This is a genomic window from Fibrobacter sp. UWB7 (genome assembly GCF_900142945.1).
Lineage (GTDB): Bacteria > Fibrobacterota > Fibrobacteria > Fibrobacterales > Fibrobacteraceae > Fibrobacter.
In genome coordinates this window covers 107,115-120,075 of the sequence record NZ_FRCO01000003.1, presented here as the reverse complement: position 1 = coordinate 120,075, position 12,961 = coordinate 107,115, and the positions used below count along the sequence as shown (strand labels likewise).

7 protein-coding genes are annotated in these 12,961 nt (G+C 47.4%); 6 read left to right on the top strand and 1 reads right to left on the bottom strand.

What is annotated here, in order from left to right; translation table 11 throughout:
- Nucleotides 1-48 precede the first annotated feature (48 nt).
- The 4 genes from BUC30_RS10375 to BUC30_RS10360 all read left to right on the top strand — a co-directional run bounded on the left by BUC30_RS10375 (nt 49) and on the right by BUC30_RS10360 (nt 10,440).
- A complete protein-coding gene (locus BUC30_RS10375; protein ID WP_073424790.1) occupies nt 49-3,768 on the top strand; it encodes an exodeoxyribonuclease V subunit gamma in 3,720 nt (1,239 codons plus the stop codon).
- A gap of 15 nt (nt 3,769-3,783) precedes the next feature.
- On the top strand, nt 3,784-7,548 hold the full coding sequence (locus BUC30_RS10370; RefSeq protein WP_073424789.1) for a UvrD-helicase domain-containing protein: 3,765 nt from the start codon (nt 3,784-3,786) through the stop codon (nt 7,546-7,548).
- A gap of 1 nt (nt 7,549) precedes the next feature.
- On the top strand, nt 7,550-9,664 hold the full coding sequence (locus BUC30_RS10365) for an ATP-dependent DNA helicase (RefSeq protein ID WP_073424788.1): 2,115 nt from the start codon (nt 7,550-7,552) through the stop codon (nt 9,662-9,664).
- Between the two features lie 71 nt (nt 9,665-9,735).
- Nucleotides 9,736-10,440, top strand: a complete 705-nt coding sequence (locus tag BUC30_RS10360; RefSeq protein ID WP_073424787.1) for a hypothetical protein — start codon at nt 9,736-9,738, stop codon at nt 10,438-10,440.
- A 46-nt stretch (nt 10,441-10,486) separates the two neighbouring features.
- Here the strand turns inward: BUC30_RS10360 and BUC30_RS10355 are convergent, their stop codons facing one another.
- Entirely contained in the window at nt 10,487-10,738 is a 252-nt protein-coding gene (locus BUC30_RS10355) for a hypothetical protein (RefSeq protein ID WP_073424786.1), read from the bottom strand.
- 131 nt (nt 10,739-10,869) lie between these two features.
- Between BUC30_RS10355 and BUC30_RS10350 the strand changes: the two genes are divergently transcribed.
- Nucleotides 10,870-11,247 (top strand): Hsp20/alpha crystallin family protein, encoded by a 378-nt coding sequence (locus BUC30_RS10350; protein WP_073424785.1) that lies wholly within the window; start codon nt 10,870-10,872, stop codon nt 11,245-11,247.
- Nucleotides 11,248-11,875: 628 nt separating this feature from the next.
- The gene (locus tag BUC30_RS10345; RefSeq protein ID WP_073424784.1) at nt 11,876-12,961 is read left to right on the top strand and encodes a metal ABC transporter substrate-binding protein; all 1,086 of its coding nucleotides are present in this window, start codon (nt 11,876-11,878) and stop codon (nt 12,959-12,961) included.

Here is a 12,961-nt window from a genome sequence, read left to right as displayed (position 1 = left end):
CCGGTGTCAACGCCTAAAAATGACAGAAATAAAAAATATATTGTTGCTATGCAACACTTACACTTAAAATTTGCGCTTAATCTTGAAAATCTCGCCGACGAAATGATCGACGCTGTGTCCAAAGCCTGGACAACCCCCTTTGAAGCCCCAGTGGTTATCTTCCCCGACCCGAAACTGGAACAGTGGTTCCGCCTGAAATGGGTACAGAAAAAGAAATCGCTCATCGGGTTCAAATCGATGATGATCGACCGATTCCTCATGGAAATCCTCATCGGCGACGATAAGCAAAAGCAGAAACTCCATGCCGACATGTTGCGGAATGTAATCCTCGCGTACCTCGTCAAGGAAACAGACGGGACTCCGAACTACATGCGCATGGACGACGAAGTCAAGCGCTATTTAGTGGTAGACGGAAAGCTCGACGAAACGCACCTTTTCGACTTCGCAAGCAAGATGGCATCGCTATTCCTAGAATACGAAACAAGCCGTCCAAGCGAATTCATTAGTGGCACTGAAGGCTTTCTCGACAAGTGGAAGCAAGATCATTTGAATGACTTTTTTGGAATTGCAAATCCAGACATAGCAAAGCGCGAAGCCTGGCAGCGCGAACTGTACTCTGCCATCTTCCACGAACACGACGGCAAGCCCTCGTTACTGACGGAAGTCTTCGAAAACGAAGCGAAGCGCAAGGGAATTGAACGCACAGACTACTTGACTATTCCCTATCTCTACGAAGCATGCAAAGAGAAAGGCACTAAAAATGTCAAGTTCCACACGGAACACATCGGCAACACGCCCCTCTTTATTTTCGGCCTTGGCGGCATGGGGCAATTCTACCGCGTGATTTTGCAGAAGTACGCCGAAACCCATGACGTTTACGTCTACATCCAAAACCCCTGCATGGAATTCTGGGAAGACGCGTCCACAGTCCAAAACCAGACTGCCACAGTCCACAGGAAATGGCAATCCAGCAATGGTCAATGGAGCGACAACGGAGAAAACCTCGACAGCGTTTGCAAAAAGATGTCCCTGGACTATTCCAACGCCGGTGACAACACAGACATTGACGACATTTCCGAATACAAAAACGAAGAAGCGGAATCCGAAAACACGTTGCTCTGCAACTGGGGCCGTTCCGGTCGTGACAACATCAAGCTCTGGTGCCAAGCCACAGATTACGATTTCGGCTTCAGCATAAGCGGTCGTGATGGCAAGTCCAGCGACGAAATAAGCGACGCCAGCGAACTCCCGCAAGACACGCTTCTGCACAAGGTGCAGTACGCGATAGCAAACCGCCAAAACACGCTGCCGAACTTTACCGCAAGCGATTGCAAGGCGCACGACTTTAGCCTTGACATTACCGCCGCCCCGACCAAGATTCGCGAAATCGAAGCGTTGCACACGAACATCAGTAAGCTCATGCAAAACGGTGCACGAGTGAACGATATTCTCGTGGTATCGCCCGCATTGGACGATTACCGCACCGCCATCAAGACGATTTTCGACCAGACTCCCGAAAAGAAAAAGTATGCCGGAGAAAACGAAAAAGAAGGATTCCTGCACATCCCATTCGCCATCGTAGATTCTCCTGCCAGAAGCTCTCTGACCGAAAACGTTTTGGAAAACCTGTTTGCGATTCTCGAGCAGGGTACCATCACACGACCGACATTCTTTGAATTGTTGCGCAACCCCGTTGTACAGCTGACGCGCCACATTACCGATGACGACGTCAGCAATTGGGAAAGCTGGATTGAAGCGACAAACGTCTACCGCGACCGCGAGCAGAAAAAAGAAGACTGGCTGAGCGGCGTACGCCGACTGCTCCTCGCCAAGATGACAAAGAATCGTGTCGAATTTTCCGACAGCGAATTTCTGCCATACGCCGACATGGCGACAAGCGACAGCAACTCCCTCTGCAAGTTTGTAGAATGCATCGACTCGCTCAAGAAGTGGATGGAATTTGCAGGCTGCAAGCAGAACGAAAAACACGAAACCGTTTGCGAAAACCGCATTGAAAACCTCGACAAGCTTTGCGATTTCATCAACGAATGGCTCTCGATGGCAAGCTCTCCTGACGGATTTGCAAGCGAAAGAATCATCGTCAATAATGTAACGCAGGGCATCGAAGGTCTCCGCAACCAAATGGACGCCGGGTTACAAAGTATCTCGTGGAAAGTGGTCAAGCAGACGCTCCTCAATGCAGCACAATCATCCGCTTACAGCTGCGGCTCGCTGTTCGTCAATGGCATCACGTTCATGAACTTCATCCCGAACCGAATCATCCCTGTAAAGCACCTGTTCTTTATCGGTGGTGATTCCATGAACTTCCCAGGCGCAAAGCAGCAGAACACGCTCGATCTCCGCAAGTCTTGCCGCCCATGGCCGGGTGACGACTCGCCTATCGCCAAGCGCCGTTACGCCTTCCTCTGCCAGCTCATGAGCACAAGCGAAAGCTTCCACATCAGCTACGTGAATCAGGACATCCGCAAGGACGCAGAACTTTACCCGACCTCAATCGTGAACGACATCCGAAAGTTCTTGATCAACGCCGTCAACAGCCAAACCGATGCTTCCGGTGAAAAAGTCAGCCAGTCCGAAGCCTGGCCCGAGAACAAAATCTCGCTCGATGAAACTCGCGATTTTGGCGACTTGTTCACGCAAAAGAGCCTCCGCAACAAGCGCGCATTCCTCAACATGATGCAAGACGGGTACGCCCACGCGAATCCGGAAGCAGACGCCATCAAATCCGCAAGTAGCAACATTAAGGCAAAGCTCCCTGAACGAGTTTCAATTTACAAGCTGAGCGATTTCCTGAAAGATCCGTTCCAGTTTCGCATCAGCCAGATGCTTGCCGACTCTGATTCAGAAGACCCAGAAAAGGAAATGTTCGAGCCCATCCAGCTAGATAATTTGAAAAAGAGTACACTACTCAAAATGACGCTCGCAGCGGAACTTTCAAACAAGTCCGATGAACTTGATAAGTTCAAAAAGGAATCCAAGTTGAAAGGCGGAACGCCCGATGGAGTCTTTGGTGAAAAGCTCTCTGCCGAAATAGAAGCAAACAAGAAAATCATCACGGACAACATGGGTAAAGATCTTGTCCAAAAAATCAAGGATTCCTGGAGCTACCAAGCCAAAATTGAGGACATCCAATTTGAACGTAGTGATTCGGAAAAATGGACTCTTTCGGGCTCGCTGGACTGGAGCGACAGTAGTGACCTTGACAAGATTACCGAGATGATTTCGATTACGTCGTCGGGATCAGACACCACACAAGAAAAATTCATTCCTTCGTACGTCAAGGCGCTCGCTATTATTGCCCAACGAGCAAAAAATTCCGAACAATTAGACAAAGATCAAAGCATCAAAATTTCCATTTTCAACAGTAAAAAAGGAAACCCAGCAACAACGGCAACCGTCAAGATGACTCCGAAAAAAGCAACCGAGACTTTGCAAGAAATCTACACCGCCGCATTCGGCAATAAAGAACAAAGTCCTTATTTCAAGGCGGTTCCGATTGCTATTTGGCAAGAAGAAAAAAATCCCGAAAACATTCGCACATATAAAAACAAGCTCCTTGAAAAGCATGGTCCTTGGGAATATTTCGACAAAAAATCCCTATTCGACCCCATGACCGATGTGGGCTTTGATGCGGACCAAGATTTCTCAGGACAATGGACTGAGGCTGTAAATAAAATGAAAGATCTTATCAAAATAAAGATCGATTCAAAGACACCAGATAACAGTGCAACAGAACAAGACAACTAAGAAGAAGGCTTAACTATGGAAAATTTTACTCTTAAACAATTTGCCACTTCCAACAAGCTTCCATCCCAAAGCCTCTTCATCGAAGCCTCGGCAGGCACAGGCAAAACATACACCATCCAGTTGATGGTCGCAAAACTTATTAGCCTTGGCACACCGCTCAAAAAAATTCTGATCGTCACGTACACCGAAAAAGCGGCTGGCGAGTTGAAAGACCGTATTCGCAAAAAAATCGACGAAGTCCTCGTAAACCGAAAAATCGACAAAAGCGACGAAACCGAACAACCGCTTAGCGATGCAGAACTCACCCTGTTCACGAAAGCATATCAGGATGTCGATAACGCAGCCATTTTCACCATCCATTCCTTCTGTCAAAAAGCACTCAAGGAATTTGCCTACGATGCAGGGCGTCCATTCGACATGTCCATGATCGACGACAAGGAAGTTAACGACCTCATCGAAAAGTTCATTCGCGACAATTGGAGCAACGATAAAGATTTTAATTTATTGTTAGATTTCGAAGAAAAGACATCTTCTTTCATCCGCGATTTGAAAGAAAAATTCATCAAAGCTATTAACGCCTATAAAGGTTCGGATTCCAACAGTAAAGAAGTTATCCCACTGGATAAAATTGAAGAAATCTCAGTTCTGGGCTATACCTTAAGCACCGAAGACAAGCGAAAAATCGCCGAAGCAGAAAAATTTGATGACATAAAAAAATTTCCGGCATACAGCAAAGCTTTTGAAATTCTTAAAGGCAGCCCTGATCACAGATTCGGCAGTACATCAAAGAAGTCCATAAAGAATTTTACAGACACTCTCGGAAAATGGGAAAAAGGAGCTTCCCTTTATTCTGGTTCAGAGTTCAAAGATGGCAAGTATCTTCAAACAAACTGGCAACCAGACGTTTACGAGTCCTTCGTTGCATTCAAAGTACTCAACAATTTCCTCAAAAATTTCAATGATATTTTGTTGAACAATTTTTTGATTGCTCAAACGCCTATCGTTTTTGATGAATGGCAAAAACACAAGACCGATATGAAAGTCCAGTCGTTCAACGACATGATTCTCTCGGTCCACCAAGCCGTACTCGACAACAGTAAGGGAGATTCCCCACTCAAGACAAGGCTTCGTGCGCAATACACCTACGCCATCATCGACGAATTCCAGGACACAAACCAGCTGCAATGGGATATTTTCAGCGCCGTTTTCGACAAGATTTTTGTCGTGGGTGACCCGAAACAGTCCATATACAGTTTCCAAGGCGCCGACGTGAACGTCTATCAGAAAGCGATTCATGCGATTGGCAACGGAATGTCGCTACAGACGAACTTCAGATCAACAAAAGGCATCATCGACGGTTGCAATGAACTTTTCAAAGGTTGCTTCTTCACGCCTTACAGAGGCTCTCCCAAGCTCGTCGATTTCGAGGGTTCGCTCTCACCAGATAAAGAAGGTCAAATCAAGGCTTCGCCCCAAATCAACGGCAAAGAAGTCGCACCTATTTGGATCAGCCAGGAAGAAATTGATGAAGTCAAATTTGCCCAAACCGCGGTCCAGAAAATCGTGGAATGGTGTTCCTTTGTTGGCGACAAGACCGTTTTACAAGTCTTCGATAAAAAAGACTGCACCAAGCTCAGAAACGTCACCTTCAAAGATTTTGCCATCCTCGCCCGCAGTCGAAGCGAAATGGACGAAATCGAAGATGCCATGCGTTCAGCCGGTGTACCATTCAGCCGCTACAAAGACTGTAAACTTTTCAGCAGCCGCGAATGCGCTGAATGGATAGCACTATTCAAAGCCATTGATGCGCCCGATTTTTCCGCTTGGAACAGACGCCTCTTGAGCGAAGCCCTCATCACAGATTTCTTCAGAATTTCTTGTCAAGAAATCGAATATGTCGAAAGCGAAGCATTTGACGATCCCGAAAATCCAGTCCGTAAGAAAATAAATTCCTGGCATGAGCTCGCCCAAAAGCGACGCTATGCAGAAATGCTCGAGCGCATTTACAGCGATACACAAATCGAAGAACGACTGACTGAAATTTCCAAATTGCAGAACTTGGCAAAACTCCGCCAAATCGGCAACTACGCCGTCGAATACCTCTACAACCATAACTGCTCCCTCGAAGATATCGTGCGCCACTTGGAAGCTCTAGCCAGTTACAACACAAGTGCCGAAGATGAAGACGGAAACCTCATCGAAAAGAGCACCGACTATGACGCCGTACAAATCATGACCATCCATGCCTCAAAAGGTCTTGAATTCCCGATCGTTATCTCTGTAGCCGGTTTTAAGCAAAGGTACACGAAAGACCCGGGACCATTCCTTTATCACGACCAAAACGAAATTCATCTTGGGTTTGTAGAAGATGCCAAGAAGCGCCGCGCCCAAGAAGAACTCGAAGAATGGAAACGACTCTTCTACGTCGATTTCACGCGAGCATCTTCTCTCTTGATTTTACCACGCTACAAAAAATGGTATAAGAGCGAAAAAAAGAATGACAACGATAATGACGATAGCACAGTCAAGGAAGTTAAAGTCAAAGACGAATTCAAGTTCATTGACGGAGCCATAAAGGATTTGCTCAACTCAGAAAACGCAAGCGAGCTGACAACCATCTTCCCAACTCTTGAAAACTGGGATCCTAACACATTAAAGAAAAACGTCAGGAACAACATTCTCAAGCCGCTCAATGAAAAATCCGGAGCAGGCGCAGTTTTGACGAACGAAGAAATCGCTCAAAATATCGCCCAGCAAAAGATCAACATGGCAAGCTTGCAGGGAAAACTCGCTACTGCAAGCATCATGCAATTTTCGTACAGCACGCTTTCCGGAAAGGCTGATTCGCAAATCGAATCCGATGACGGCAGCAACATCAACCCCAATGGCGATGACACAACGGCAACACAAACAACCGCAGTCAAGATTAGCGATATCGACAAAGAGGTGAAAAACTGCACTATTGCTTTCAACGAAGAACTTGATTACCAGACGAACCTGAACGAAACTGCGAAAAAATTCCCGCGCGGCTCGCACGCCGGTAATGCCCTCCACCGCATTTTTGAAAACACCAAGTTCATGGAATTCGGTGAAAAAAACAAGACTCTTGAACAGGCTCTCGCCAATCCAAAGACGCAGAACCTCATCGAAGAAGAATTCAAGCGTGAATCGCTCCCCATCTGGAATCATCGCGAAGCTTGGCTTGACATCGCCACACGCTATACCTGGAACACGCTAAACGCAAGGTTGCCGGAAATCGCAGGCAGCACGACGACATCGGAGACGTTCGCACTTACCGACATTCCCGAAAGCGACCACAAGCCCGAAGTTCAGTTCAACCAGGACGCCTCCGAGAAAGATATTCTCTGGCGCTTCTGCAAAGGCTTCATCGACTTGCTTTTCGTCCGCACCATAAACGGTCAAAAGTACTATTCCATTCTCGACTGGAAATCGGATATGCTCGAGAACAACAATTACACGCCCGAAGCACTCAAGGAAAAAGTCGATAACGATTACTCCATCCAACGCGTGCTTTACAGCTACTGTTTGATCCAATGGCTCAAGCAGTTCTACGGCGAAGGCACAGCCGAGAACTTGAGCAAGGATGACATTTTCACAAAGCACTTCGGCGGCATTTATTACGCGTTCATCCGTGGCACCGAAGGCGGCACCCCCAAGGGCATTTACGCACAAACTTGGGAAAGCTACGATAAACTCGAAAAAGCCTATCAAAAAGTCAAAAAACTCATGAGCAAGACCTCCAATAAGGAGGGAAAATAATATGAACAACAAAACACTCGCTACACAATCGATTGACGAATTCATTGACGCCCTCATTGAAATACGCGGGCTCGTTCCGCTTGACAAGCACTTGCTCCATCTGCTTTTTGAAATCAAAAGCGACATTTCTCTCCAAACGCAAAAATTCTTGACGCTCAGTATGTCGCTTCTCGACGACGGCAACACGCGCGTTCCGCTAGACGCAGAACAGTTCACGGAAAAGTGGACCCGCAAATGGAATGGTCTTGTCGCACTCAGCATCAGCACTGCCGAAGAAGATATCGACGAAAGCGCCTATGCAACTGCAAACGATTTTGCAAGCATCATCAGTGACGGTATTCAAGACATTTTGACGAAAGACTTTTCCGCCATCATGGAAAGCCGCGAGACCGACACAGAGTCCGTTGAAAACGCCAAGAGCAAGCCTTTTGTCCTCGCCAAGCGCAATAACGGAACGCACCTTTACTTCACCAAGCATTTCGATGCCAAATGCGTGATTGAAAAAGCAGCGAATATTTTGTTCAAGGACGGCAGCAAGCCGAGCCAAAAAGAAATCGATGATTGCACACAAAAAATCGCTGACATGTGCGAGCCTAAAGACGGCAAAAAGTTCATCATCAAGGAACGCCAAGCCGAAGCCATCATCCGTGGGCAAACAGAAAACTTGGTCATCACTGGCGGCCCGGGCACCGGCAAGACAACCGTCGTTCTCTACATTCTGTGGAACCTGCTCGCAAACCACAGCGAAATGCTCGACTGGAACATCTATCTCGCCGCTCCGAGCGGCAAGGCAGCCGACCGCATGCGCGAAAGCCTTATCGGCGGTCTCTCGAAAATTCGTAAAGAACAACAGACCGGTGATAACGAGCGCGTTTTCCGCAAACTGAACGAACTCGAAAGCAGCACCATCCACCGCCTGCTCCGATTCTCCAAAAGCAAGGGATGTTTCACATTCAACCGCAAAGAACTATTCCCCAAGAATTCCATCTTCGTCATCGACGAAGCTAGCATGATCGACATCGAAATGTTCGCAGCCCTCCTCGAAGCCATCCCCGAAGGCGCGCGCATATTCATCCTCGGCGACTCATTCCAGCTCCCGTCTGTTGATTCCGGAGCCGTCCTCGGCGAAATCTTGAAAGTACAATCCGGCAAGGATTTCTCCGTCATGCTCAACGAATCCAACCGATTTGACGACAGTTCAAACATCGGTAAGCTCGCTGCAGAAATCAAGAAAGTTGCCGAAAGCAAGGACAACAACCAGTTCGTCCCGCACAAATTCACCATTACCGGTGAAGAGTCTGCTCCTGAAAATGACGAGTCCCCAAAATTCAAGGACAAAGTTCTTTACAAGAGCCTCGAAACTGGCGACAAACCGCTTACGAAAAAAGAAGAGGAAAAGCTCATCGAATCGTTCATTAGCGAATGGTCTCAAGATTTCGCCAAGCTTCCCGAGTTCGCCGTGCAAATCAACCCACAACGTACCGGCATCGAAGCAGACGACCCAGAACAAAAGGAAACAAAACGTCGCAACGACATTTGGAAGCTTTCGTTGACAAAGCGAATCCTCTGCGCTGAACGTCGTGGCCTCCGAGGCGTAGAAAACATAAACAAAAAAGTTTGTTCTAAAATCAAGAGTCTCTGGCGCGCAAAGAAGAAAGAAGAAGGCGAAACCGTCCAATGGGACGACTCCGGCTATTTCCCTGGACAGCTCCTGATTATTACCAAAAACCAGGAAATGTTCAAGCTCTACAACGGCGACACAGGCATCGTCGTCTTTGACGGCAACACTCCCTGCCTCATGCTCAAAAAAGCGCCTCCACAAAGAAAGGACCTCCAAAAGACTCGCGATGACTATGTATTCTACCCGCTTTCGATCCTCCCCAAGGATGCAATCGCGACAGCATTTGCCATCACCATCCACAAGTCGCAAGGCTCCGAGTACAATCACGTGACCATGTTCCTGCCGACCAAAATCGGGCACCCCCTGCTCACGAACCAAATCATCTACACAGGCATTACCCGCGCTATGGATAGCGTCACCATCATCGCAAACGAAGACACATTCGAAGCCGCCGTGACCACTGTCAGCGAGCGTGACACGGGAATTTCGCTATAGTTTTGCAATTCCCCGTTTTTCCACCCGCGTTTCTGTGTATATTTAAGTAAGAAAAAAATAAAGGAAGAATCATGGCAACAATCAAAGAACTCAAAGCAAATGGCGCCCCGCGTTTCAAAGTCCCGGGCAAAGAAGAAATCTATGACGCATTCGACCAGTTCCTCGCTGAGAACTTCCTCGGCGAAACCGTCGAAACCGTCCCCGCAGCACCGGCCAACGGCGAATTCGCTCCGCAGGCAGTCGCCCTCTACGCCATCGCCAACACCGGCAAAGGCAACGCAGGCCTCTGGAAAGCAGGCACCGGTACGTCCTCCAAGAATTGGGACCTCAGCTTTTTGCAGGGCATCCTGAACCAGTTCTCCACCCTTCCGGCAGCCACCCGCGGCAAGACCGTTTCCGAAATCAAGGAACAGCTCGAAGACTTCGCCTCCAAGAAGTTCGCAAAGAATCCCGCAAACGCCCGTAACGGACTTTTGCACCTCTGCAACCCGAACATCTACGCCCCGATCTATTCCTTTGCAGATAAACTCGCCATCTGCAAGGAACAGTCCCGTTTGCTCGAAGACTTCAAACTTTCTAAGCGCTGGGACAGCGGTCTCTTGAAGCTCAAAGTGTTCCGCAAAGACGGCTACGTCGCCATCCAAACCGACGAACAGCTCTGCTGGATTTTTGACAAACTCTCTTCCATGCACAAAATCGAAGACGAAGAATTCGAAGTCTTCATGAAGAACTATTTCACCGCTCCGAAAAAGAGCACTGCAAAGAAGAAGCAGTAATAGAATGTCACCCCGGATTTATTCCGGAGCCGCCATACACAAATGTTTACAGCACATCGCCCGCAATTACGCGGGCGATTTTTTTTGCAATTAAGCCCCCCCCCATTTCATTTTGACGCATTGGTTGTTTCACTAGCGAAACACCGACCGTTAATTTCTGAAATACCCGCTTCGCTTGCGACCATACAACCGCATTTTTCGGCCACCCACGCACACATTTTCGCACATTTTTCACCGCATTTTCCATCAAAAACCGCGTTTTTTCATCAAATTTCGCCATTTTTGCAATTTTCGCCATCACCTCAAAAAAAAATTTTTCTGCACAAGCCTCAAAAACGAAAAAGTTGGCACGGCTTTAGCTTAAGGTAGGGTGTAAAACAAAAGGGCCAACAGTAAACGCCGAGCCCGCAACAAAAAGAGGTTAAAATTATGATGAACACACAGATCCTTCCGAACGCTTTCTATGGTATCCAGAACTTCATTGACAGCTTGAACGCCGCAAACGCAAAGTGCGAATGCACCTACACGCCGAAGGCTGACTACTACGAAACCGAAGGCGGCTTTGCTCTCGAAGTCGAGCTTCCGGGTGTCAAGAAAGAAGACATGGACATCCAGGTCGAAAAGAATATCTTGACGGTCAAGGCTACCCGCGCACGCAAGGACGAAAAGTTCACTTACGAACGTAGCTTCCGCTTGGCCGACGATATCGATACCGACAATATTAAAGTATCCTTGGAAAACGGTATCCTGAAATTCGATCTCTCCAAGAAAGCTCAGGCCGCAGCCCGCAAAATTGCCATTGCCTAACGGCAATCGGGCTAGCGCCTCGTGCTGAAAAGCACATCAACCAAGCAATTTTTCATACAACTCCTCCTTAGAACAAAAAATTCCCGGCAGCGATGTCGGGAATTTTTTTATTTGTCATGCCCGCCACCTTTGTCATCCCGGACTCCGTTCCGGGAGGGCATTTTCTTTCCTATTGCCAAAATTTCTTTTTTGTACTATATTTGAATTTGCGAATGATTCTCAAATTGAATTTACACGTACTTGACAGGTTGATAGTCGCATTGGCGCTCTTTTACACGGAGCGTCACGTTGAACATCACTGCCATGGCGAGCATTGCCACGTCTGTCATCACCTCCACCACTGTCTGGACTTGATTTCGGAATTTTGCTTTGAGCTCGTTGAAGCGCCGATTAAAATCATTTGCCGCTGTTTTCTTTTTAAGCTAGTGAAATTTGCAGTCCCTGTACTGCGCCCGACAACGCTAGTTTCGCAAAAGATTTTACTGCTAAATTAACTTTCCAGCAGTACAACTAAATTCTTTTTCAATAGAATCTGGCCATGAACGCCCCAGGACTCGTCTGGGATAACATCAGGCATATTCTTTCTATTGCCCTAAAAAATTATTCAACATTCATAAAAGGTTTAAAAATGAAAAAGCTTTCATTTTGTTCTTTGGCGTGCGCCATTTTTGTCGCAGCGCTCTTTTCTCTCGTAGCCTGCAACAGCGTTTCCGAAAACAAAAAGCAGGAATCACACGAGCTCTCCATCATCACCACCATTTATCCAGAATACGCGTGGGCAAAAGAAATCCTCGGAACACGCACCGATTCCGTCAATCTCACGTTGCTCATCAAGAACGGTATCGATTTGCACAGTTACAAGCCCACAGCCCACGATGTCGCAAAAATCGCTAGCGCCGATATGGTGATATACGTCGGTGGCGAATCTGACGAATGGATTAAAGACGCGCTCACTGCTTCCCCGAAACAGGGTCGCATTGAATTCAATTTGATGGAAGCTCTTGGCGACCGCGTAAAGGCAGAAAAAATCGTCGAAGGCATGCAGGCTGAAGAAGAACACCACCACGAACACGCAGAAGCCCATGAAGCAGACGAACACGAACATCACGCAGAACACGAACATCATGACGAGCACGCCGAAGCTCATGAGCACCACCATCACGATGAAGAAGTTGAAAATGATGAACACGTTTGGCTCTCGCTGAAAAATGCCGAAATTCTCGTCAAAAAAATCGCCGAAGAACTTTCCAAAATCGATGTCACCCACGCATCCGCCTACAAACAAAATGCCGAAGCCTACATTGCCCAAATCCAGTCACTTGACGCAGAATACCGCACCGCAGTAGAAAGCGCCGCCCGCAAGACAGTTCTTTTCGGCGACAGATTTCCTTTTCGCTATCTGGTGGACGATTATGGCATTAAGTATTATGCCGCGTTTGTTGGCTGTTCCGCCGAAAGCGAGGCTAGCTTTGAAACTATCGCATTCCTCGCAGGAAAAATGGACAGCGAATCCCTCCCGTCAATTTTCATTATCGAAAACGGCAACGATAAAATCGCAAAGGCAGTGCTTGCCGCAAGTAAAAAATCCCAGAACGCACAAATTCTCACCATCAATTCAATGCAGTCTATCACAGAAGAGCAAATAAACAACGGCATCAATTACTTATCGCTAATGAGAGCCAACTTGGAAAACTTGAAAAAGGCTTTGAACTGA